Source organism: Mycobacterium sp. E735 (assembly GCF_001666955.1).
Classification (GTDB): Bacteria; Actinomycetota; Actinomycetes; order Mycobacteriales; family Mycobacteriaceae; genus Mycobacterium.
The window spans coordinates 1-22,800 of the sequence record NZ_LZIX01000249.1 but is presented as its reverse complement, the minus strand read 5'-3'; the positions used below and the strand labels follow the sequence as shown (position 1 = coordinate 22,800).

The 22,800-nt window shown below is 68.5% G+C and carries 20 protein-coding genes and 3 pseudogenes; 6 read left to right on the top strand and 17 right to left on the bottom strand.

The genetic code is table 11. The features are described from left to right. Positions 1 to 199, bottom strand: a pseudogene (locus tag A5704_RS20765) (nitrite/sulfite reductase); the annotation flags it as partial. Positions 200 to 332: 133 nt separating this feature from the next. Here A5704_RS20765 and A5704_RS20760 point away from each other — a divergent pair. After that, complete coding sequence (locus tag A5704_RS20760; protein WP_067747547.1) at positions 333 to 1,076, top strand: phosphoadenylyl-sulfate reductase; 744 nt, start codon at positions 333 to 335, stop codon at positions 1,074 to 1,076. 13 nt (positions 1,077 to 1,089) lie between these two features. Here A5704_RS20760 and A5704_RS20755 read toward each other — a convergent pair whose 3' ends face one another. The 5 genes and pseudogenes from A5704_RS20755 to A5704_RS20735 all read right to left on the bottom strand — a co-directional run bounded on the left by A5704_RS20755 (position 1,090) and on the right by A5704_RS20735 (position 5,436). After that, on the bottom strand, positions 1,090 to 2,178 hold the full coding sequence (locus A5704_RS20755; RefSeq protein WP_067747545.1) for a sulfate/molybdate ABC transporter ATP-binding protein: 1,089 nt from the start codon (positions 2,176 to 2,178) through the stop codon (positions 1,090 to 1,092). A gap of 21 nt (positions 2,179 to 2,199) precedes the next feature. Further along, positions 2,200 to 3,012 carry a sulfate ABC transporter permease subunit CysW gene (cysW, locus tag A5704_RS20750; RefSeq protein WP_067747543.1) on the bottom strand — a complete coding sequence of 271 codons (813 nt, stop codon included), beginning with the start codon at positions 3,010 to 3,012 and terminating at the stop codon, positions 2,200 to 2,202. Beyond that, a pseudogene (cysT, locus tag A5704_RS20745) lies at positions 3,009 to 3,844 on the bottom strand (sulfate ABC transporter permease subunit CysT). Before cysT ends, cysW begins: the two are co-directional and overlap by 4 nt. A 48-nt stretch (positions 3,845 to 3,892) precedes the next feature. Continuing rightward, positions 3,893 to 4,924, bottom strand: coding sequence for a sulfate ABC transporter substrate-binding protein (locus A5704_RS20740; RefSeq protein ID WP_067747539.1), 1,032 nt, complete (start codon positions 4,922 to 4,924; stop codon positions 3,893 to 3,895). A gap of 317 nt (positions 4,925 to 5,241) precedes the next feature. Next, the gene (locus A5704_RS20735; RefSeq protein WP_067890788.1) at positions 5,242 to 5,436 is read right to left on the bottom strand and encodes a hypothetical protein; all 195 of its coding nucleotides are present in this window, start codon (positions 5,434 to 5,436) and stop codon (positions 5,242 to 5,244) included. 54 nt (positions 5,437 to 5,490) lie between these two features. On the opposite strand from A5704_RS20735, the gene A5704_RS20730 reads away from it, so the two are divergent. Next, a complete protein-coding gene (locus A5704_RS20730) occupies positions 5,491 to 6,726 on the top strand; it encodes an FAD-dependent oxidoreductase (RefSeq protein ID WP_067747537.1) in 1,236 nt (411 codons plus the stop codon). Between the two features lie 65 nt (positions 6,727 to 6,791). After that, complete coding sequence (locus A5704_RS20725; protein WP_067747535.1) at positions 6,792 to 8,828, top strand: glycoside hydrolase family 15 protein; 2,037 nt, start codon at positions 6,792 to 6,794, stop codon at positions 8,826 to 8,828. A gap of 236 nt (positions 8,829 to 9,064) precedes the next feature. Here A5704_RS20725 and A5704_RS20720 read toward each other — a convergent pair whose 3' ends face one another. The 4 genes and pseudogenes from A5704_RS20720 to lepA all read right to left on the bottom strand — a co-directional run bounded on the left by A5704_RS20720 (position 9,065) and on the right by lepA (position 13,476). Beyond that, complete coding sequence (locus tag A5704_RS20720; RefSeq protein WP_197499215.1) at positions 9,065 to 9,793, bottom strand: sensor domain-containing protein; 729 nt, start codon at positions 9,791 to 9,793, stop codon at positions 9,065 to 9,067. 228 nt (positions 9,794 to 10,021) lie between these two features. Beyond that, the gene (locus A5704_RS20715; protein ID WP_231969192.1) at positions 10,022 to 10,801 is read right to left on the bottom strand and encodes a sensor domain-containing protein; all 780 of its coding nucleotides are present in this window, start codon (positions 10,799 to 10,801) and stop codon (positions 10,022 to 10,024) included. Further along, positions 10,801 to 11,520: a sensor domain-containing protein gene (locus A5704_RS20710; RefSeq protein WP_067747654.1), complete on the bottom strand. Its 720-nt coding sequence runs from the start codon at positions 11,518 to 11,520 to the stop codon at positions 10,801 to 10,803. The genes A5704_RS20715 and A5704_RS20710 overlap by 1 nt, the downstream gene beginning before the upstream one ends. A gap of 11 nt (positions 11,521 to 11,531) precedes the next feature. Next, positions 11,532 to 13,476: pseudogene (gene lepA / locus A5704_RS20705) on the bottom strand (translation elongation factor 4). 32 nt (positions 13,477 to 13,508) lie between these two features. Here lepA and A5704_RS20700 point away from each other — a divergent pair. Further along, positions 13,509 to 14,108 carry a type II toxin-antitoxin system PemK/MazF family toxin gene (locus A5704_RS20700; protein WP_067890785.1) on the top strand — a complete coding sequence of 200 codons (600 nt, stop codon included), beginning with the start codon at positions 13,509 to 13,511 and terminating at the stop codon, positions 14,106 to 14,108. 18 nt (positions 14,109 to 14,126) lie between these two features. Here the strand turns inward: A5704_RS20700 and A5704_RS20695 are convergent, their stop codons facing one another. Beyond that, positions 14,127 to 14,555 carry a CBS domain-containing protein gene (locus A5704_RS20695; RefSeq protein ID WP_067747652.1) on the bottom strand — a complete coding sequence of 143 codons (429 nt, stop codon included), beginning with the start codon at positions 14,553 to 14,555 and terminating at the stop codon, positions 14,127 to 14,129. A 198-nt stretch (positions 14,556 to 14,753) separates the two neighbouring features. On the opposite strand from A5704_RS20695, the gene A5704_RS20690 reads away from it, so the two are divergent. Beyond that, positions 14,754 to 15,593, top strand: coding sequence for a ribonuclease Z (locus A5704_RS20690; protein WP_067890783.1), 840 nt, complete (start codon positions 14,754 to 14,756; stop codon positions 15,591 to 15,593). A gap of 4 nt (positions 15,594 to 15,597) precedes the next feature. On the opposite strand, the gene A5704_RS20685 is transcribed toward A5704_RS20690, so the two are convergent. From A5704_RS20685 to A5704_RS20670, 4 genes are all read right to left on the bottom strand, one after another. Then, positions 15,598 to 16,173, bottom strand: a complete 576-nt coding sequence (locus tag A5704_RS20685; RefSeq protein WP_156675743.1) for a hypothetical protein — start codon at positions 16,171 to 16,173, stop codon at positions 15,598 to 15,600. A gap of 122 nt (positions 16,174 to 16,295) precedes the next feature. Further along, positions 16,296 to 17,135, bottom strand: a complete 840-nt coding sequence (locus A5704_RS20680; protein ID WP_067756731.1) for a transglutaminase family protein — start codon at positions 17,133 to 17,135, stop codon at positions 16,296 to 16,298. Further along, entirely contained in the window at positions 17,135 to 18,109 is a 975-nt protein-coding gene (locus A5704_RS20675) for an alpha-E domain-containing protein (RefSeq protein WP_067756734.1), read from the bottom strand. Before A5704_RS20675 ends, A5704_RS20680 begins: the two co-directional genes overlap by 1 nt. Further along, positions 18,109 to 19,782, bottom strand: coding sequence for a circularly permuted type 2 ATP-grasp protein (locus A5704_RS20670; RefSeq protein ID WP_067890780.1), 1,674 nt, complete (start codon positions 19,780 to 19,782; stop codon positions 18,109 to 18,111). Before A5704_RS20670 ends, A5704_RS20675 begins: the two co-directional genes overlap by 1 nt. 146 nt (positions 19,783 to 19,928) lie before the next feature. Here A5704_RS20670 and rpsT point away from each other — a divergent pair, with 146 nt between their 5' ends. Continuing rightward, positions 19,929 to 20,189, top strand: coding sequence for a 30S ribosomal protein S20 (rpsT, locus tag A5704_RS20665; protein ID WP_067756740.1), 261 nt, complete (start codon positions 19,929 to 19,931; stop codon positions 20,187 to 20,189). 7 nt (positions 20,190 to 20,196) lie between these two features. Here the strand turns inward: rpsT and holA are convergent, their stop codons facing one another. Together holA and A5704_RS20655 are read right to left on the bottom strand one after the other, a co-directional pair. Then, positions 20,197 to 21,147, bottom strand: a complete 951-nt coding sequence (gene holA, locus A5704_RS20660; protein ID WP_156737719.1) for a DNA polymerase III subunit delta — start codon at positions 21,145 to 21,147, stop codon at positions 20,197 to 20,199. A gap of 44 nt (positions 21,148 to 21,191) precedes the next feature. After that, positions 21,192 to 22,775, bottom strand: a complete 1,584-nt coding sequence (locus A5704_RS20655; protein ID WP_067785179.1) for a ComEC/Rec2 family competence protein — start codon at positions 22,773 to 22,775, stop codon at positions 21,192 to 21,194. Positions 22,776 to 22,800: the final 25 nt, after the last annotated feature.

The window sequence follows — 22,800 nt, the reverse complement described above, 5'->3', positions numbered from 1 at the left end:
AGTTCCTTACCACCCGGTCGATGTAGTCGCCCAGTTCGTCGCTCGTCACCTTGTGCTGGCGCAGCTTGCGCCCGAATCCGCTGTCCAGCCCGAGGCTGCCGCCCAGGTGCACCTGAAAGCCCTCGACCGAGCCCCCGTGACCGTCGTCCACCATTTGGCCCTTGAAGCCGATATCGGCCACTTGAATTCGGGCGCAAGCTGCGCCAGCACAAGGTGACGAGCGACGAACTGGGCGACTACATCGACCGGGTGGTAAGGAACTTCATCAAACACCGCAGTGCGGGAGAACGGTTCGCGCAGTGGGCGATTCGGGCGGATGAGGACGATTTACGATGAGTGGACAAGCAACGAAACGAACCGAAGCGGAACTGCGCGACCTGGCGGCGCGGGGCGCCGCGGAACTCGAGGGCGCCAGCGCGATCGAGGTGTTGCAATGGGCCGACGAGACCTTCGGCGGGGTCAACGGGCCGCGCGGCTGGGCCACCTGCAACTACGTGCTCACCTCCAGCATGCAGGAGGCGGTGTTGATCGATCTTGCCGCCAAGGTTCGCCCGGGTGTGCCGGTGGTCTTCCTGGACACCGGCTACCACTTCGCCGAGACCATCGGAACCCGGGACGCGGTCGAATCGGTCTACGACATCCACGTTCTCAACATCACCCCCGAGCAGACGGTGGCCGAGCAGGACCAGTTGCTGGGGAAGAACCTGTTCGAGCGCGACCCGGGCGAGTGCTGCCGGCTGCGCAAAGTCGTGCCCCTGCGCCGCGTCCTGAGCGGATATTCCGCCTGGGTGACCGGGCTGCGCCGAAGCGAAGCGAAGACGCGCGCCAACGCCCCGGTGATCGGCTTCGACGAGGGCTTCAAGCTGGTGAAGATCAACCCGCTTGCGACGTGGACCGACGAGGACATGCAGAACTACATCGACGAGCACGGCGTGCTGGTGAATCCGCTTGTCTACGACGGGTATCCGTCGATCGGCTGCGAGCCCTGCACCGCCAAGCCGCTCGCCGGGGCCGACCCGCGCAGTGGGCGTTGGCAGGGGCTGGCCAAGACCGAGTGCGGGCTGCACGCCTCCTGAGCGCGGCCTTGGGTCACGCCGACGTCAGCGTGGTCTGATTCTCACCGGCCCCGCCGGAACGGCTGCCGCCGTCGGCGGCGTCCTCGGCGGGAAGGGACGGCATTCGGGTGGCGCGGACGTAGACGGTGTCGCCCTCGCGTAGGGCCAGGGCCTCGGCGTCGCCTCGGGTGATCTGAGCGGTGAAGTGTCCCCCGGTGGCGGCGCTGGTCAATTCGACTCGCACCTCGAAGCCCAGCACGACCACGCGATCGACCGTGGCGCGCACCACCCCGATCGACTCCGCGGTGCCGTCGCCGCCCGCGATGGCCATCTCGGGGTTGCGGCCCACCCGGATGTCATGCGGGCGAACCAGATTGCCGTTCAAGGTGGACACCGCCCCGAGAAACGACATGACGAAGGCCGTCGCCGGGGCGTCGTAGACCTCGGTCGGCGATCCCACCTGCTCGATGCGTCCGTGGTTCAGCACGGCGATTCGGTCGGCGACGTCGAGCGCCTCCGCCTGGTCGTGGGTGACCAGGACCGTGGTGACATGCACCTCGTCATGCAGGCGGCGCAGCCACGCGCGCAGGTCCTCCCGCACCTTGGCGTCCAGCGCCCCGAACGGCTCATCGAGCAGCAGCACCTGGGGGTCGACCGCCAGCGCCCGCGCCAGCGCCATCCGCTGTCGCTGACCGCCGGACAGCTGATTGGGATAGCGGTTCTGAAAGCCGCTCAGCCCCACGACTTCCAGCAGATTGTCGACCTTGGCCTTGACCTCCGCCTTGGGACGCTTGCGGATCTTCAGCCCGTACGCCACGTTGTCGCGAACGGTCAGGTGCTTGAACGCCGCGTAGTGCTGGAACACAAACCCGATGCCCCGTCTCTGCGGCGGGATCCGCGTGACGTCATGGCCGTTGATAGTGATCGTTCCGCTGTCGGGCTGGTCGAGCCCGGCGATGGCGCGCAACAGGGTCGACTTGCCCGACCCGCTGGGACCCAACAGTGCCGTCAACGAGCCGGACGGTACGACGAAGTCGACGTTGTCGAGCGCCACGAAGTCGCCATAGCGCTTGTGGGCGTTCCGCACGATGATGGCGTGGTCGCGGTTGTGCTTGTCGGTCATCTACAAGTCTCCATATCGAGCCTATCTGTCCGCCCGTGCCCGGCGAAGGTCGAGAATTACCTGGAAGATCAGCACCAACACCGCAACGCCCATCAACAACGTCGACAGCGCGTACGCGCCGTACTCGGCCCCGCGGTTGTATCGATCCGAGACCAGCAACGTCAGCGTCTGGGACTTACCCGGCAAGTTCGACGACACGATGATGACGGCGCCGTATTCGCCGAGGGTGCGGGCGACGGTCAACACGATGCCGTAGGTCAAACCCCACCGGATGGATGGCAGAGTGATCCGCCAGAAGGTCTGCCACCAACCCGATCCCAGGGTCGCGGCGGCCTCTTCCTGGTCGGTGCCCAATTCGTGCAGCACCGGCTCCACCTCGCGCACGACGAACGGCAGGGTGACGAAGATGCTCGCGAGCACGATGCCGGGCAGCCCGAAGATGATCTTGAACCCGAGGTCCCTCTCGACGAATCCGAACGCGCCTGCCGATCCCCACAACAGGATCAGTGCGACGCCCACGATGACGGGCGACACCGCGAACGGCAGATCGATAACGGCCTGCAACACGCCCTTACCGCGAAAACGGTTGCGCGCCAACACTAAAGCGGTCGGGATGCCGAACACCACGTTGAGTGGCACTACGATCGCAACGACCAGCAACGTCAGGTTCAGCGCCGAGACCGCCGCGGGCGTGCTGACCCAGTCGAAGAACTGGCCTAAGCCCGGCCGGAAAGTCCGCCACAGGATCAGGGCCACCGGAACAACGAGCAACACGAAAACGTATGCCAGCGCCACGAATCGGATCAGGTAGCGAACCCCGCGCGACGACGTCACGGTGCCAGCTCCTCACGCTTGGCCGCGCGGCCGCCCACGATCCGCAGGATGAACAGCACGACAAACGAGATGGACAGCAGCACGATGGAGATAGCGGCGGCGCCGGTCCGGTCGTCGTTCTCGATCAGGGTCCGTATCCATTGCGACGACACTTCCGTCTTGCCCGGCACCGCTCCACCGATCAGCACCACCGAACCGAATTCGCCGATCGCACGCGAAAACGCCAGCCCCGCACCGGACAGCAACGACGGCGTCAGCGACGGCAACAGCACGGAAGTGAAAATCTTTGGGCCACTGGCGCCCAGCGACGCCGCCGCCTCCTCGGTCTCCCGGTCGATTTCCAGCAGCACCGGCTGCACCGCGCGCACCACGAACGGCAGCGTGACGAAGGCCAGCGCCACCGCCACGCCCCACGCGGTGTGCTGCAGGTGCAACCCCACCGGACTGTTGTTGCCGTAGAGGGCCAGCATCACCAGGCTGGCGACGATGGTGGGCAGCGCGAACGGCAGGTCGATGATCGCGTCGACGAGCCGCTTGCCGACGAAGTCGTCGCGCACCAGCACCCAGGCGATCACCAGGCCGAACACCAGGTTGGCCACGGTGACCCCGGCGGAAATGGTCAGGGTCACCCGGAACGACTCCAGCGCCGCGTTGGAGCTGACAGCCAGCCAGAAGGCGTGCCAGCCGCCGCCGGCGGCCTGCCAGGCGATCGCGGCCAGCGGCAGCAGCACGATCACCGACAGCCACAGCGTCGCGACGCCGACGCGCAGCGACGTGGTGCCGCGGGCCCGCCGGGCCTTGACCGGCCCGCGCCCGGGGTAACCGGCGGGATCGCCGAGCTCGGGCCTGATCGCCTGGGGGTCGGGCGTGATCGCGGCCGTCATCCGGTGGCCTGCGTGTAGATCTTGGTGATGCTGCCGGTGCTCTTGTCGAAAAGCTGCGGGTCGACCGCGGTCCAGCCGCCGAGGTCGGCGATCGTCCACAGTTTCGCCGGCGCCGGAAACTGGGCGCGGAATTCGGCGGCGACGGCCGGGTCGACGGGCCGAAAACCGGCCTGTGCCCACACCTTCTGCGCGGCGGCCGTGTACTGGAAGTTCTTGAAGGCGACCGCGGCGTCCAGGTGGGGACTGGTGGTGACCACCGCCACCGGGTTCTCGATCTTGAACGTCTGCGGCGGGTTGATGTGCTCGACCGGCTTGCCTGCGCGCTCGGTGGCGATCGCCTCGTTCTCGTAACTGATCAGCACGTCCCCACTGCCCTGGACGAAAACATCGGTGGCCTCCCTCCCCGAACCGGGACGCAGCTTGACGTGTTCATGCACCAACTTGCTGATGAACTCGACGCCGGCCTGGGCGTTGCTGCCCCCTTCGCTCTTGACCGCGTACGGCGCCAGCAGGTTCCATTTGGCCGATCCCGAACTAAGTGGGCTGGGCGTGATGACCTCCACCCCCGGCCGCAGCAGGTCGTCCCAGTCCCTGATGTTCTTCGGGTTGCCCTTGCGCACCACCAGGGTGACGACCGAACCGAACGGAATTCCCTTGGTGGCGTCGGTATTCCAGTCTTTGGAGACCTTGCCCGCCTTCACCAATCGGGTGATGTCGGGTTCGACGGAGAAATTCACGACGTCCGCGGGCTTGCCGTCGACGACTCCGCGCGATTGGTCGCCCGAGGCACCGTAGGAGGTGATCACCTGGACGCTCTTGCCCTCCTCGGCGGCGTTGAACGCCGGAATCACCTTGCTCCAGCCGGGTTCTGGGACCGAGTAGGCGACCAGAGTGATGCTCGTGCGCGCGTTGTTCGGGCCGCTCCCCCCCACGACGTCACTGGGCCCACCACTACACCCCGCGATGACCGCCACGACGAGGGCGAAGATGGTCGCCGGTCGCCAACGCCTTGCGATGTGGTTGGGCATTCGGGCCTTCCAGGACGGGGACTTACGGACGATTGTCCCGTTGCTGCGGAAAGGCGCCTTTAAACGGAGGGAGACCTCACGAACCCCATACCAGACCGCACACGGGTTTGGCAGTCAGCGACAACAGTGCACGAAGACATGGCGTTCCACACCGGATGTCACATGCATGGCGGGAAGCCTAACAGGAATCGGCATGCCCGCCACCGCTCGAGGGGCCGAGCCGGCAAACCGCGCTCAGTGCGTCAGCCACCACGCGACGATGACCAGCACCACGAGCGCGACCAGAATCAACGTCACGTGCGACCGAGGCATGCGGGTTACCCGGGCGCCTCACCGGCGTGGCGGGCCCGGCGCATCAGGGCGATGCTCTTGCCAAGCAGGCCGTCGAGCAGCCCCGCCGTGACCGCGGCCACGACGAGCACGACCGGCATCACCACCATGGCTTGCAGCACGAAAGCGAGCCCGGAAAGCCACAGCTCGTTGCCGTCCCACCAATTCAGGAACGCGGCCACGCGGCTCACCCTATTCGGCCGTGCAGTGGAATTCCAATGTGCCAAGATCGGCGCATGTCCGCCCCGCCACCCGCGCCCGGGGCGACGGCCTGCCTGATCGTCGGTGGCGGCCCGGCGGGGATGGTGCTGGGACTGCTGCTGGCCCGCGCCGGCGTTGACGTCACGGTGATGGAAAAGCACGCCGACTTCCTGCGCGACTTTCGCGGCGACACCGTGCACGCGAGCACGCTGCGCCTGCTCGACGAGCTGGGCTTGGGCGCGCGGTTCGCGCAGATCCCGCATCGCCTCATCGACACCGTCCGCATGGAGATACAGAACGAACCGGTGGCGCTCGACCTGACCCGCCTGCCCGGCGCCCACAAGCACATCGCCCTGGTGCCGCAATGGGACTTCCTGGAGTTGGTGGCCACCGCGGCCGAGGCCGAGCCGAGCTTCCGGCTGCTGCGCAGCACCGAGGTGACCGGCGTGATCCGGGACGGAGACCGGGTCGTCGGCGTCACTTACCGCAACCAGACCGGCGAGGTTGGGAGCATGCGCGCCGAGCTGACCGTCGCCTGCGACGGCCGCTCCTCCACGGTGCGTTCGGCGGTCGGCCTCGAACCGCACAGCTTCGGCGCGCCCATGGACGTTTGGTGGTTCCGGTTGCCCCGCCATCCCGGGGATCCGCGGGGGCTGGGCGGGGTGCTGCGAGCCGGGCACGCGGTCATCGTGATCGATCGCGGCGACTACTACCAGATCGCCTACATCATCCCGAAGGGAACCGACACCCAGCTGCGGGCCGAGGGCATCGAGGCGCTGCACCGGGTGCTGGTCGCCATGGTGCCCTGGCTGGGTGACCGCGTGCGGACGCTGACGTCATTCGACGACGTGAAACTGCTTGATGTGCAACTGAATCGGCTTCGCCGCTGGTATGCCGACGGCGTCCTGCTCATCGGCGACGCCGCGCACGCGATGTCGCCGGTCGGCGGGATCGGCATCAACCTCGCGGTGGCCGACGCGGTGGCCGCCGCCCGCATCCTGGCCGGCCCGCTGCGCACGGGTCGGGTGCCCGTCTGGCGGCTGGCCCGGGTGCAGGCGCGCCGCTGGCTGCCCACCGCGCTGCTGCAGGCCGCGCAACGGGGGATCCACGCCAACGTGATCGCCGCGGCGGTGGCCCGGAACGAGGACCGCGCGCCACCGGGCGTGCGGCTGGTGGGCCGCTCCACAGCCCTGCGGAGACTGCTCGGCTACCTCGTCGCAATCGGCCCGCTGCCCGAGCACGCCCCGAGGTTCGCCCGACGCCGCGGTTGACACAGAGTGACGCCACGTCGGCGAAAAAATGGACGGGGGACCGCTCCACAGATGATGATGTCGGGATGGTCCTGCACGCTCAGCCCGACGACCAGCCCGCCGACGCCATGCCCGAGGAGGCATTCGAAACGGCCCCGGCGACGTTGCCGTCACCCATCGACTTCAGCGCGCCGGCGCCCCTGGCTTCCAGCGGGGCACTACGGAACCCGTTTCCGCCGATCGCCGACTACGCGTTCCTGTCCGACTGGGAGACGACGTGCCTGATCTCGCCCGCCGGATCCGTCGAATGGCTGTGCGTGCCCCGGCCGGACTCCCCCAGCGTGTTCGGCGCGATCCTGGACCGCAGCGCCGGCCATTTCCGGCTCGGCCCCTACGGCGTCTCGGTGCCCTCGGCCCGCCGCTACCTGCCGGGCAGCCTGATCATGGAGACCACGTGGCAAACCCACACCGGGTGGCTGATCGTGCGCGACGCGCTGGTGATGGGGCCCTGGCACGACATCGAGCGCCGGTCGAGGACGCACCGCCGCACCCCGATGGACTGGGACGCCGAGCACATCCTGCTGCGCACGGTGCGCTGCGTCAGCGGCACGGTCGAGCTGATGATGAGCTGCGAGCCCGCGTTCGACTACCACCGCGTCGGCGCCACCTGGGAGTACTCGGCCAATGCGTACGGCGAGGCGGTGGCCCGGGCGACCAAGCAGCCCGACGCCCACCCGACACTGCGGCTCACCAGCAACCTGCGGATCGGGCTGGAGGGTCGCGAGGCGCGGGCGCGCACCCGGATGAAAGAGGGCGACGACGTGTTCGTCGCGCTGAGCTGGACAAAGCATCCGGCGCCGCAGACCTACGAAGAGGCCGCCGACAAGATGTGGCAGACCACCGAATGCTGGCGGCAGTGGATCAACATCGGCAACTTCCCTGACCACCCGTGGCGGGCGTACCTGCAGCGCAGCGCGCTCACGCTGAAGGGGCTGACCTACTCGCCGACCGGGGCGCTGCTGGCGGCCAGCACCACGTCGCTTCCGGAAACGCCTCAGGGCGAACGCAATTGGGACTACCGCTACGCGTGGGTGCGTGACTCGACGTTCGCGTTGTGGGGTCTCTACACGCTGGGACTGGACCGCGAGGCCGACGACTTCTTCGCGTTCATCGCCGACGTCTCCGGCGCCAACAGCAACGAACGGCACCCGCTGCAGGTGATGTACGGAGTGGGCGGCGAACGCAGCCTGGTGGAGGAGGAACTCCATCACCTGTCCGGCTACGACCATGCGCGCCCGGTGCGCATCGGCAACGGCGCCTACGACCAGGTGCAGCACGACATCTGGGGTTCCATCCTCGACTCCTTCTACCTGCACGCCAAGTCGCGCGAGCAGGTCCCCGAGACGCTGTGGCCGGTGCTCAAGAAGCAGGTCGAGGAGGCCATCAAGCACTGGCGAGAACCCGACCGGGGCATCTGGGAGGTCCGCGGCGAGCCGCAGCACTTCACCTCGTCGAAGGTGATGTGCTGGGTCGCGCTCGACCGCGGGGCGAAGCTGGCCGAGCGGCAGGGCGAGAAGAGCTACGCCCAGCAGTGGCGGGCGATCGCCGAGGAGATCAAGGAGGACATCCTGCAACACGGGGTGGACGCCCGCGGGGTGTTCACCCAGCGCTACGGCAGCGACGCGCTGGACGCCTCGCTGCTGCTCGTGGTGCTGACCCGCTTCCTGCCGCCGGACGATCCGCGGGTGCGCAACACCGTGCTGGCCATCGCCAACGAACTCACCTCGGAGGGCCTGGTGCTGCGCTACCGGGTGGAGGAGACCGACGACGGGTTGTCCGGCGAGGAGGGCACGTTCACGATCTGCTCGTTCTGGCTGGTGTCGGCCCTGGTGGAGATCGGCGAGGTGGCGCGGGCCAAGCGGTTGTGCGAGCGGCTGCTGTCCTATGCCAGCCCGTTGCACCTCTACGCCGAGGAGATCGAGCCACGGACCGGCCGGCACCTGGGCAACTTCCCGCAGGCGTTCACCCACCTGGCGCTGATCAACGCCGTGGTGCACGTGATCCGCGCCGAGGAGGAGGCCGACGGCTCCGGGATGTTCCAGCCCGCCAACGCGCCGATGTAGCGGCGATCGCGAGCGCGGCCGTCAGGCCGGGCGACGCGGGTCGCCGCCATCGGTACCGCGGCGATCGCGAGGGCGGCCGTCAGGCCGGGCGACGCGGGTCGCCGCCATCCGTACCGCGGCGATCGCGAGCGCGGCCGTCAGGCCGGGCGACGCGGGTCGCCGCCATCAACACCGCGGCGATCGCGAGCGCGGCCGTCAGGCCGGGCGACGCGGGTCGCCGCCATCAACACCGCGAATCAGCTCAGCGCGCTCACCTTGTCTCGCATGACTTGGGCGATGTCGAGCGCCCTGGCGTTCGCATCACGCGTGCCGTCTTGCAATGCGCTTGGTGCGTCGAAGAAGTCGACCTCAACTTCGATGAGGCAATTGTCCCGGACACCGACAGCCCGCTCAGCGGGAAGCGCTGGCGGCGAAAACGACGGTGGCATGTTCCACTGTGTCGAAATAGTCGCGGCGACAACGGAACTCGCGCTTTGCACGTGACTCACTTTCACTTCCAGCGGCAGACTGCCGCCCGCAATGGGGACGGTCTTTCCGTCGCATTCTTGCCACCGCCTGGCGATCGTCGAAAACAGCGCGTAGGCCTGATCGGCCGTGGGCAGGCCGATGGCGGCCTCCTGCACGCGGATGACCGCCGCGCCGGACGGGGCAGTGGGCCGCCAGGTAGTGAAGGCAACGGCTTTGACGTTCGCGGACCGATAGGCGCCCGCCCGCATCATCACTGCCACCCCGAGGCAGCTTTCGGACCCCTCCGACCGCACGCGACCCAACATCTCGGGTCCCCCGACAAACGGTGGGAAACCCGGGTCGAGTTCCACGGGCTCCCGGACAACGCGGGACAGCGCGCTCTTGCCGAGGAGCACCCGCTCGAGGGTGTGCCCGTCGAGGAATCGCGTCGTGAGGTTCGCCGGAGCCCGCGCCGCGCCACCGACGGTGGTGGAGCAGCCCGTGGCCGAGATCAGCACGACCAAAAGTGCTACGGCGTAACAACGTGCTCGCCGGCCGCCGCTTCTACCGGTCGCCACGGCGACAAACGCAGAAGGCGGCAATTCGCTACCGCAAATTCTTTCCATGCGCTTCTCGGCTACCTCCCACTTCACCCGAGCTTAGGCTCGACGGCGCGGCGAAGCCGTCGCCCACGCGTGAGCACAGGTCAACCCCCAGAGAAGTCCCAGGTTTGTGGCAGCTGCCGGTCAGCTCAGCCCGCTGACCTTGTCCATCATGGCGTGCGCGATGTCGATGGCGCTGCGGTGCACATCGCCGGAGCCCTCATCCGACGAGCGCGTCGAATTGAAGAACGCCACTTCGACTTCGACGAGGCAGTTCCCCCGCACGCCGATGGCGCGCGCCTCGGGCCTGGGCCCGCTCGACGGTATGCCGGGCAATTGGGTGTCGATCGAAACGGTCGCGGCCAGAACCGATTCGGAGACCCTTACCTCAGAGATGGTGTCCGAGAAGACGATCGCGGGGCGGTCGATGATGATGCTGGGACGTCCGATGGTCACGGTCGTGCCCTCACAGTCGCGCCACTGTTGTGCAAACTGTTGGAACAGCGCGGCGGCCCCGCCGGTGCTGGACAGCGCGACCACGCCCTCGGCGACGCTGATCACCTTCGCCGGTCCGCGCTGGTTCCACCACGTCTCCCGCGCGGCGTTCTTGACGTCGGCGGATCGGTACGCGTCCTTCACCATCATCGAGGTGACACCGACGCAGTTGGCGGGCGAGGCCGCGCCGAAGGCCGGCTGCAGCACCTCGGGACCGCCGAACCGCGCCGGGAGTTCGTTCTTGCTCCCGAAGGACTGGCCCAGCAGCTTCGACAGCTCAGCGTCATCGAGGAGCACTTTCTTAACGGGTTGCCCAATCACCGGGTGCGGTTTCAGATTCGGCGCGGGCCGCGCGGTGCCGTCGACCGTGCAGCCCGTCGCGAGCGCGACGGTCAACAGGCAGGCGAGGATCGTCCGGCGCATCGACATCAGTTGGTGCTCGAGACTTTTCGCAACATCGCCTGAACGACGTCGACAGCCCGCGTCCCGGCCTGCACGTGCGGCGCGACGGCGACCTTGACGTCGGCGATGACGTCGCCCGCGGTGCCCACCGCCCGCTCGTCCGGGGTTGGCGGGGTGTGATGGTTGTCCCAGGCGATGACGGTGGCGGAAAGTACCGGCCCGTCGACTCGGACGTCGGTCACCTTCGAGTACAACTCGGTGGCGCTCTCATCGTGTGTGTACATGGTGACCGTGGTGTCCGTGCAGTGTTGCCATTGCTGCACGAAGGACGCGAAGAGTCGCTGCGCGTCGGACGCGGTCGCCAGCTCGATCGCCGCTGCCGTTGCGCTGGACACCTGCACGCCGGAGCCGTAATTCCAGTAGCGCTGCGTCGCGACGCGGCGCACCGGGCCGGTTTCGTAGACGAGGCGCATCGCCGGGTCGACGGCGCCGAGGCATTCGATGGGAGCGGCGCCGCCGGCGTCACGAATCCCGTTGGGCAGCACCTCGATACCACCCACCAGCGGCGGACTGTGGGGCGGCAGCTCGTTTCCCACCGCGACGCTGACCTCCGCGTCGTCCGGTAGGACCTGTTCGAGCGGCAACGCGGACGCGCCGAGAGGGCCGGTGCGGGTTGGGGTTCCGGCCACTGTCGTGACGCATCCGGTGCCCAGCAGGCTGAGACCGACGACAGTGACGGCTCGCATCAGCAGCACGGCTACTTCTTGCCCTTGTCGCCGCCGGCGTCGGTGGACAGCGCCGCCACGAAGGCTTCCTGCGGCACGTCCACCCGCCCGATGGTCTTCATCCGCTTCTTGCCTTCCTTCTGCTTTTCCAGCAGCTTGCGTTTGCGGGTGATGTCTCCGCCGTAGCACTTGGATAGCACATCCTTGCGGATTGCCCGGATATTCTCGCGCGCAATGATTTTCGAACCGATGGCCGCCTGCACCGGCACCTCGAACTGCTGGCGCGGAATCAGCTCCTTGAGCTTGGTGGTCATCTTGTTGCCGTAGGCCGAAGCCCCGTCCTTGTGCACGATCGCGCTGAACGCGTCGACGGCTTCGCCCTGCAGCAGGATGTCGACCTTGACCAGCTGGGCCTCCTGCTCGCCGGCCTCCTCGTAGTCCAGGCTGGCGTAGCCGCGGGTGCGCGACTTCAGCGAGTCGAAGAAGTCGAAGATGATCTCGCCGAGCGGCATCGTGTAGCGCAACTCGACCCGCTCGGGCGACAGGTAGTCCATGCCGCCCAGCTCGCCGCGGCGCGCCTGGCACAGCTCCATGATGGTGCCGATGAACTCGCTGGGCGCGATGATCGTGGTCTTGACGACCGGTTCGTAGACCGTGCGCACCTTGCCCTCGGGCCAGTCCGACGGGTTGGTCACCACGATCTCGGTGTCGTCCTCCTTGATCACCCGGTAGACGACGTTGGGCGACGTCGAGATCAGGTCCAGGTCGAATTCGCGCTCCAGGCGCTCGCGGGTGATCTCCATGTGCAGCAGGCCCAAAAACCCGCACCGGAAGCCGAAGCCCAGCGCCACCGACGTTTCCGGCTCGTAGGTCAGCGCCGCGTCGTTGAGCTGCAGCTTGTCCAGGGCGTCACGCAGAACGGGGTAATCGGAGCCGTCCACCGGATACAGGCCCGAGTAGACCATCGGCTTGGGTTCGCGGTATCCCGTCAGCGCCTCGGTGGCGCCGTGCCGGGCCGTCGTCACCGTGTCACCGACCTTGGACTGGCGGACGTCCTTCACGCCCGTGATCAGGTAGCCGACCTCGCCGACCCCCAGGCCCGCGCTGGCTTTCGGTTCGGGCGAGACGATGCCCACCTCGAGCAGCTCGTGGGTGGCGCCGGTGGACATCATCAGGATGCGCTCCCGCGGGACGATCTTGCCGTCCATCACCCGGACGTAGGTCACCACACCGCGGTAGATGTCGTAGACGGAGTCGAAGATCATCGCGCGGGTCGGCGCGTCGGCGTCGCCCTGCGGAGGCGGCACCTCGCGCACGACGTGGTCGAGCAGGTCGGCGACGCCCTCGCCGGTCTTGCCGGACACCCGCAGCACATCTCCGGGCTCACAGCCGATGATGTGGGCGATCTCGCCCGCGTAGCGGTCCGGGTCGGCGGCCGGCAGGTCGATCTTGTTGAGTACCGGGATGATGTGCAGGTCGCGGTCCAGCGCGAGGTACAGGTTGGCCAGCGTCTGCGCCTCGATGCCCTGGGCCGCGTCGACCAGCAGCACCGCACCCTCGCACGCCTCCAGTGCCCGCGACACCTCGTAGGTGAAGTCCACGTGCCCGGGGGTGTCGATCAGGTGCAGGACGTACTCTTCGTCGCCAACCTTCCAGGGCAACCGCACGTTCTGCGCCTTGATGGTGATCCCGCGCTCGCGCTCGATGTCCATCCGGTCCAGGTACTGCGCGCGCATCGATCGCTCGTCGACGACGCCGGTGAGCTGAAGCATCCGGTCCGCCAGCGTGGACTTGCCGTGATCGATGTGGGCGATGATGCAGAAGTTCCGAATCTGCGCCGGCGCGGTGAAGGTCTTGTCGGCGAAACTGCTGATGGGAATCTCCTGGTCTGGACATGCTCGCGGCGGCGTGAACGCCGGCTCAGTTGGTATGTCCAGGGTATCTAGGCGGGGTGCCCGAGACCTACTTGGACACAATCGCACCCGCACGCGCGCGTCTATGCTGCGAATATGGCGTCTGCCCGCAAATCCCAGTGGAAGACGTTCCAGCGGTTTGCCGAGAACCTGGTCTTCGATCGGGCCCCGCGGCTGGCCCGGCACGTGCAGAACTCGCAGACGGTGCTGCGAGAACTGCAGCAGGCCGTCAAGATCACCGCGAACGTCATCGCGGCCGCCGCGCCGCAACCGCCGGCCGTCACCGCGGGCCGCCCGGTGACCAGCACGAGCTTCCCCACCGGCCAGCGGGCGCGCAAGCTGGTCTACGCCCCGGACCTCGACGGTCGAGCCGATCCCGGCGAGATCGTGTGGACGTGGGTCGTCTACGAAGACGATCCGACCCGCGGCAAGGACCGGCCGGTGCTCGTCGTTGGGCGGGACCGTCGGGTGTTGCTGGGGTTGATGCTGTCCAGCCAGGAGCGCCACGCCGAGGACCGGGACTGGGTCCGGATCGGCTCCGGGGCGTGGGACTACGAGGGCAGGCACAGCTGGGTCAGGCTGGACCGGGTGCTCGACGTGCCGGAGGAAAGCATTCGCCGCGAGGGCGCGATTCTGGATCGGGAGATCTTCGACCTGGTGGCCGAGCGGTTGCGCGCCGACTACTCGTGGAGCTAGGCGCCTGTCGCGCGGCGCTCAGCCCTGCGTGATGTAGGACTGCAGCTGCTGGTGCTCGGCCTCGAGTTCTTCCATCCGGGTCTTCACCACGTCGCCGATGCTGACGATGCCGATCAGCTTCTTGCCGTCGAGCACCGGGACGTGACGCACCCGGTTCTTGGTCATCAGCACGCTCAGCGAATCCACCGTGTCGGCCTTTGTGCAGGTCGCGACGGTAGCGGTCATGATCTTCGAGATCGGGCGTGACAGCACGCTGGCGCCATGGGTGTGCAGCTGACGCACGACGTCGCGCTCGGAGACGATGCCGACGACGCCCTCGTCGCCTACCACCACCATGGCGCCGATGTTCTGCTCGGCGAGGCCCGCGAGCAGCTCTTTGACCGTCGCCTCGGGATTGATGGTCACCACCGCCGCGCCCTTGTTCCGCAAGACGTCTGCAATCCGCATCAAGGCCTCCAGCTGGTTGTGATCGGCTTCACACCAGGCTACGGCTAACTCGCGCGGCGCAAAAGCCATGGCGAGAACCGGTAGCCGATCCGTGTCCATACCCTGACGTCGGCGTTCGAAACCGGCCCGCGCCGCCGCGCCGGGTCTGATCGCGCGATTGGGCCACTGCGCGGGGCTGGGGCTTGCAAGATAAGGGCCATGATCGAGATCACGCTGCTCGGGACCGGAAGCCCGATCCCCGACCCAAACCGCGCCGGGCCGTCGACTCTGGTGCGGGCCGGCGGGCAGGTATTTCTGGTGGACTGCGGCCGCGGTGTATTGCAGCGCGCGGCGGCGGTCGGCGTGGGCGCGGCGGGATTGTCGGCGCTGCTGATCACCCATCTGCACAGCGACCACATCGGAGACCTCGGTGATCTCCTGATCACCCGCTGGATCAGCACCTTCGCGCCCGATCCGGCGCCGCTGCCGATCATCGGGCCGCCCGGGATAGCGGAGACGGTCGAGGCCACGCTGCACGCGTTCCGCCACGACATCGAGTACCGGCTCGCCCACCACGCCGACCTGAACGCCCCGCCGGCGGTCGAGGTCCACGAATGCACCGACGGGGCGGTGTGGGACCGCGATGGCGTGTCGATCCGCGTCGCGCCGACCGATCACCGGCCGGTGGCGCCAACGATCGGGTTTCGCGTCGACTACGGGACGGCGTCGGTGGTGCTCGCCGGGGACACGGTCCCCTGCGCGGGCCTCGACGAGCTGGCCGCGGGAGCCGGCGCGCTGGTGCACACCGTGATCCGCAAGGACATCGTCGCCAACATCCCGCAACAACGGCTGCAGGACATCTGCGACTACCACTCGTCCGTAGAAGAGGCGGCGGAAACCGCCGCACGCGCGGGGGTCGGCACCCTCGTCATGACGCACTACGTGCCGGCGCTGGTGCCGGGCCAAGAAGAACAGTGGCGGGCGCTGGCGGCATCGCGGTTCGGCGGGCGGATCGAGCTCGGCGACGACCTGCATCGCGTCGAGATCGACTCCCCGTAACTCCTCATTCCCGAATGTCGTTGCGCCGCAACGGCAGCAGCGCCCCGGCCAGCACCAGCCAAGACAGCGCCAGCACCCGCGCGATTGGCAGGATCACGCCCAGATCCGGCCAGATCAACACCCCGAGCGCCGCTTCGGCGAGGGCGGCGGTTACCAGGCCGGCCCAGGCGACCGGCCTCGGGAGCACCCCCAGGTTCAGCGAGGTTGCCGCCATCGCGGCCACCAGCAGACCCAGGGCGACGATATGCCCCGGGCCGCCGACGAGGAACACCAGCAAGTACAGGACCCGGACCAACGGCGCGTCCGCGGCGACTCCGGGCTGCGACAGCGGCCAGGCCAACAATCCGCACAGCCCCAGCGCGCCCGCCGCCAAGATGCCCCCCGTCAGCGCGATCGCGGCTCCCGGCCCGCCCGCCCCGAGGCGCCGCAGCCGCACGCCCACCGTCGCGGCGTAGACGGCCAGGGGGACCGACGACGCGAACGTCGCAACCGCGACGACGCGCCCGGCGACCGGCTGCGCGCGGACGTAGGCCACGACCGCGGCCGCCGGCCCATACGGCAACGGCATCACGCCGCCCAGGCCGACGCCGACGGCGATCCCGCCGAAGAGCAGCGTCACGCACAGCGTCGAAAGCAGCGGCAACGAGAAGCCGGCGGGCCGGCGCGCGCTGTAGTCCATGCGTGCACGCTATGCCCGAACGGCTAAGCCAGCCGGGTGACCTCCACGACGACGTCGAGATCGGTCGCACCCTCTCCGGAGTAGATGCCCTTCAGGGGTGGAACGTCGGTGTAGTCGCGGCCGGCGCCCACGCTGACGTACTGCTCGGAGATCTCGGTCTCGTTGGTCGGGTCGTAGCTCCACCACCCCCCGGTCCACGCCTGAATCCAGGCGTGGCTGCGCCCGTCCACCGTGTCCCCGACGACGGCGTGGCGCTTGGGATGCAGATAACCCGACACGTAATGCGCCGGAATCCCCATGGCGCGCAACAACATCAGCGAAAGGTGCACGAAGTCCTGGCACACACCCTTGCCCGCGTTCAACGCGTCCAGCCCCGACGAGTGCACGCTGGTGGTGCCCGGCAAGTAGTCCAGCTCGCCGCGCACCCAGTGCGCCGCGGCGGCGACGGCCTCGGCGGGCTGGTGCGCCTTGGCGATCTTCTTGGCTATGGAGACAACCTTTTTGCTCGCCGGGGTGTGCGCGGTGGGGCGCAGCAACTCGTCGAACCGATCGATCACCGCCGCGGATCGCAGATCGTCCCAGCCGACGTCGGTCACCGCCGGTTCCGGCTGCTCGGTCTCGACCACCGAGGACGACGTCACGGTGAGATCGGTGTGCGGCGCGTGCAGATCGAACGCCGTCACCGCGGTGCCCCAATAGTCGATGTAGCGGTAGGACCGGGTGGCCGGGATCGTCTCGACGCGATTGAGGATGACGTTCTGCCTGGTGTTCGACCGCGGGGTCAGCCGCGCCTCGTTGTAGGAGGCGGTCACCGCCGACTGGTAGGCGTATCCGGTGGTGTGCACCACCCGCAGCCGCCACATCAGGCGTCCCCCTGCCTGCTGACCAGCCGGCGGTCGGCGGCATCCGACCACGCCACCCACGGAGTGACGTGAAAGTACTGCACGGACAACGCTTCTCCGACGTCGCGACACGTTCGCTGCAGTCCGGCCAAGCGGCTCTCCAGCGACTCCAGCAGCACACCGGGTTGCACGAATTCCAGCTCGCTGCGGGCCTGCCCGAGCAACCGCTGCGCCTCCCCCGTGGCCCCGATGCGGCTCTGGCGGTTGTGCAGCAGTTCGTCGAGGTTGTGTTCGGCCAGCCGCAGCGAATAGAACACCGAACGCGGGAACAGCCGGTCGAGCAGCATGAACTCGACCACGCGGCTGGCGTCGAGCACGCCGCGATAGGTGCGCAGGTAGGTGTCGTGCGCGCCCGCGGAGCGCAGCAACGTCACCCACGCCGGGGAGGAAGCGCTGTCCCCCACCCGCGAAAGCAACAGCCGCACCGTCATGTCGATCCGCTCGATCGCACGGCCCAGCACCATGAAGCGGTACCCGTCGTCGCGTGACAACGTCGAGTCGGCCAGCCCGGCGAACATCGCCGCGCGCCCCTCGATGTAGGACAGGAATTCATGGGGCCCAAGGCGTTTGGCCGCGCGCTCGCGTTCGGCCAGGGCATGATAGGTGCCGTTGAGGCACTCCCAGATCTCGCTGGAGGTGACCTCCCGCGCCGACTTCGCGTTTTCCCGCGCCGCCGTGATCGCGTCGACAATCGATGAACCGCCCGAGGCATTGGTGCTGAAGGCCACCAGGTCGGTCAATGACCAGACGTCCAGGTCATGGCTCGGGGGATCGATCCCGAGCACCCGCAGCAGCAGCCGAGACGTCTGGTCCGGGTCGACGCTGGAATCCTCGAGCAGCTGGTGCAGCACCACGTCGAGGATGCGGGCGGTGTCGTCGGCGCGCTCGACATAGCGGCCGATCCAGAACAGCGCCTCGGCGTTGCGGGCCAGCATCAGCGCCTCCTCCGCCGCTGCTGTTGCTGAAGCTGCTGTTCCTGGGGTGATTCCCTGGTCAGCGACTGGGTTTGCGTCAGCCGCGGAGCGCCGTCCACCTCCGGGTCGGGCATCGACTCCGGCAGCGAGCGCACCACTTCCGCGGCGCCGAGCTCGTGGTCGCCGGCCGAGGTCCGCGACGCCAGCACCCAGGTGTCCTTCGAGCCGCCACCCTGGCTGGAGTTGACCACCCGCGAACCCTCGACCAGGGCGACCCGGGTCAGCCCGCCGGGCAGCACCCACACATCGTCTCCGTCGTTGACCGCGAAAGGCCGCAGGTCGACGTATCGCGGCGCGAGCGTGTTTCCGATCTGCGTCGGCACGGTCGACAGCTCCATCATCGGCTGGGCGATCCAGCTGCGCGGATCGTCGCGAACCTTCCTGGCGACCGTGGCCAACTCCTTCTCGGAGGCTTCCGGCCCGAACACGATGCCGTACCCGCCGGACCCTTCGACCGGCTTGAGCACCAACTCGTCGATCCGGTCCAGCACCTCTTCGCGTTCGTCGTCGAGCCAGCACCGGTAGGTCTCGACGTTGGCCAGCAACGGCTTCTCACCCAGGTAGTACTCGATCATGGTCGGCACATAGGTGTAGACGAGCTTGTCGTCGCCGACGCCATTGCCGATCGCGCTGGACACGACGACGTTGCCGGCGCGCGCGGCGTTGACCAGGCCTGCCACGCCCAGCACCGAGTCGGCCCGGAACTGGAGCGGGTCCAGGAAGGCGTCGTCGATGCGCCGGTAGATGACGTCGACCTGCACCTCCCCTTCGGTCGTGCGCATGTACACCTGGTTGTCCCGGCAGAACAGGTCGCGACCTTCCACGAGCTCGACGCCCATCTGGCGGGCCAGCAGCGAGTGCTCGAAGTAGGCCGAGTTGTACACACCAGGGGTCAGCACCACCACCGTGGGGTCGGCCTCGTTGGTGGCCGCGGAATTGCGCAGGGCCCGCAGCAGGTGGGACGCGTAGTCGTCGACCGCACGCACCCGGTGGGTGGCGAACAGATTCGGAAAGACCCGCGCCATGGTCCGCCGGTTCTCCATGACGTACGACACCCCGGAGGGCGAACGCAGGTTGTCCTCGAGGACGCGGAAATTCCCCTTCTCGTCGCGAATCAGGTCGATGCCGGCAACGTGGATGCGCACGCCGTTGGGCGGGACGATGCCCATCGCCTCGCGGTGGAAATGCTCGCAGGAGGTGATCAGGCGGCGCGGGATGATGTCGTCGTTGAGGATCTCCTGGTCGCCGTAGATGTCGTCGAGATACATCTCGAGGGCCTTCACGCGCTGGATGATGCCGCGCTCCAACCGGCTCCATTCGGCGGCCGAGATGACCCGGGGAACCAGGTCGAGCGGAAAAGGCCGCTCCTGGCCCGACAGCGAGAACGTGATGCCCTGGTCGATGAACGCGCGGCCCAAGGCGTCGGCGCGCGCCTTGAGCTCCGAGGCGTCCGACGGGGCGAGCTCGGCGTAGATGCCCTTGTAGGGTCCCCGCACGGCGCCATGCGCATCGAACATCTCGTCGAAGGCCATCGCGTACACGTCCGACGACGTGTTGTATCCGCCGAAAATGCGCTCGCTGCGCGCGGCGCGCAAACTCCCCCTGGTTTCCTCAAGCTGACTCGGAAGACTCACGGTGTTAGATGCTGCCTCAAATTGACGTTATGGCAGGCCACGGGTTCCCGTTTTGGGAGAAAACGTAACCGACTGATAACCTGGGCAGTCGCCGTGGTGGTATCCGGCGCCCCAAGCAAACGTCGAATCGCAGAAGGAACTAAAGCGTGGCCAACATCAAGTCGCAGCAGAAGCGCAATCGCACCAACGAGCGCGCTCGACTGCGCAACAAGTCGGTGAAGTCGTCGCTTCGCACCGCCGTCCGCGCGTTCCGCGAGGCCGCCCACGCCGGCGACAAAGAGAAGGCCACGGAGTTGCTCGCGGCGACCACCCGCAAGCTGGACAAAGCGGCCAGCAAGGGCGTGATCCACAAGAATCAGGCGGCCAACAAGAAGTCCGCCCTGGCGCGCGCGCTCAACAAGCTCTGAGCCCCGCTCACCGGGTTCGGTTGGCGGCCAGCTCGGCCACCGTCCTGACCGCCGACTCCAGCGCGTAATCGGCGTCCGCGACGGCACCCTTGACGTTGGCGTTGAGTGTCGCCACCACCTTCATCGCCGCCGCCACGCTGTCACGCGACCAGTACCGTGCCTGCTTCTGGGCCTTTTGCACCCGCCACGGGGGCATGCCCAGCTGGGACGCGAGCCGATAAGGGTCGCCCGACAGCGGCCCGACCCGCCCGATCGTGTGGATGGCTTCGGCCAGCGCGTCGGCCAGCACCACCAGTGGCTCACCGCGCAGCATCGCCCACCGCAGCGCCTCGACGGCGCCCGCGACGTCGCCGGCCACCGCCTTGTCCGCGATGTCGAAGCCCTTCACTTCGGCTTTGCCGCTGTGGTAGCGGCGGACCGCGGCGGCGTCGACGACGCCGCCGGTGTCGGCGACCAACTGCGAACAGGCCGCCGCAAGCTCCCGCACGTCGGAGCCGACCGCGTCCAGCATCGCCGTCACGGTCTCCTCGTCGACCTTCACCCGCAACGCCCGAAACTCCTTGCGGACGAAGTCGACCCGCTCGCTGAGCTTCGTGATCCGCGCGCACGGGTGTACGACGGCGCCGAGCGACTGCAACTCACTGGCCAGCGCCTTGGCCCGCCCTCCCCCCGAGTGCACCACCACCAGCATCGTGCCCATCGGAACGTCGGCCGCGGCGGAGGCGATCACCGCAGCCGCCTCCTTGCCCGCTTCCCCGGCCGCCTCCAGGACGACGATCCGCTCGTCGCCGAACAGCGACGGGCTCAGCAGTTCGGCGAGCTCATAGGTGCTGACGTCACCCGCCCGCATGCGGCTGACGGGAACGTCCTCGACGCCGGCCCGCTGGCGGGCCGACCGCAGCACGTCGGCCACCGCCCGCTCGACCAGCAGCTCCTCGTCTCCCAGCACCAGGTGCAACGGCGAATCGTCGCTCACCCCACGATGGTGTCACGACCGACCGACTAGACCGCCCCGGGATCCAGCAGGTCGGACAACCACCAAGCCAGCGCGCAGAGGGCGGCCGCGGCGCCGAGCCAGCGCCTTCCGCGCCGCCGGGCGACCACCACGACGATCAGCACGGTCACCGCGGCGACGAGCAGCACCCCGGGCATACCGGAGGGCACGGGCACCGTCGCCGCGGGCGCGCCGGCCGACCAACGGGCCACCCGCACCACCCACCACAGCTCGGGGCCGGTGAAGCGGATCAGCAAATGGGCGCCCGCGGCCCATGCCACGCTCAACACAGCGGCGGCGCTGCCCAGCACCGTGATCGGCGCAATGACGGGTGCCGCCGCCAGGTTGGCGGCCATCGCCACCAGGCTGACCCGCCCGGAGATGCCGGCCACCAACGGGGCGGTCACCACGTGTGCGGCCGCCGCGATCGACAGCGCGTCGGCCAGCGGTTTGGGGCATCCCCTGCCCGCAAGGCGCCGCGACCAGCCCGGCGCGATGACGACCAACGCGGCGGTCGCGGCCACCGACAGCGCGAAGCCCACGTCGACGGCCAATTGTGGGGCCAACGCGAGCAGGCCCAGCACCGTGGCGCATAACGCCGGAATGGCTTGGCGGCGCCGCGAAGTCAGGACCCCGGCCAGCGCGATGGCGCCCATCACGGCCGCCCGCAGCACGCTCGCCGTCGGCTGCACGACGACGACGAACGCGACCAGGGCCAGCCCGGCCAGGACGACGGCCGCCCGCGGTCCGACCACGCGCGCCGAGAACAGCACGGCCCCGCAGACGATGGTCACGTTGGCGCCCGACACCGCCATCAGGTGCGTCATGCCCGCCGCCCGAAAGTCGCGGTCCGTCTCGGCGGTGACCGCCGAGGTGTCACCCAGGACGAGGGCCGGCAGCATCGCCGCCTGCTCGGCGGGCAGCGTGCCGCGCACCGCGGCGGCGAACCGACCGCGCACGGTGTGGGCCGCCCGCTGCACGGCGCCCGCGGTGCCCATGGTCGGGCGGCCCGAGGCGTTGAGCACCGCGACGGTGAGGTCGCGGCGGGTCGGGTGTCCGATCCGCGCCGTGAACCGCACCGGCCGGCCCACCATCAGCCCATCGCCGTCCGATTCGAAATCCGGGGCGCGCGCGAAGACGACGACCCGGCCCGAGATCTGTTCGTCGCGCAGGCGCTGCATCGTGGCCCGGAACATGAGCCGCCCGCGGCCCAACGACACCGGGCTTTCGCTAGGGGTGACCGTCACCGGGGCGGCGGTCCCGAACGCGGCCGTGATCGGGTGACGCTCTACCGCTTCGGCGCGTAACGCCACCGCCAAGCCGAATCCCGCACCGGTGACGCCGACCGCGGACAGGCCGACGGCGACGGCCCGCAGCCGACCGGTTCCGTCCGATCGAGCCACGGCGCGCCAGGCCAGCAGGCCGGAGACGGCGGCCAACACCACACAGCACGCCGCCACCGGCCTGCCGATCGGCCACCAGATGCCGGCGGCGGTCACCACCCAGCAGGTGAGCGCGGCCGGTACCAGGCGTGCATCGAGGCGCGCCGCGGCCGATTCGCCGGGGCACGGCTGGTCGTGGTTGTCAGACACGGACCAGGGCGCGCAGCTTCTCCAG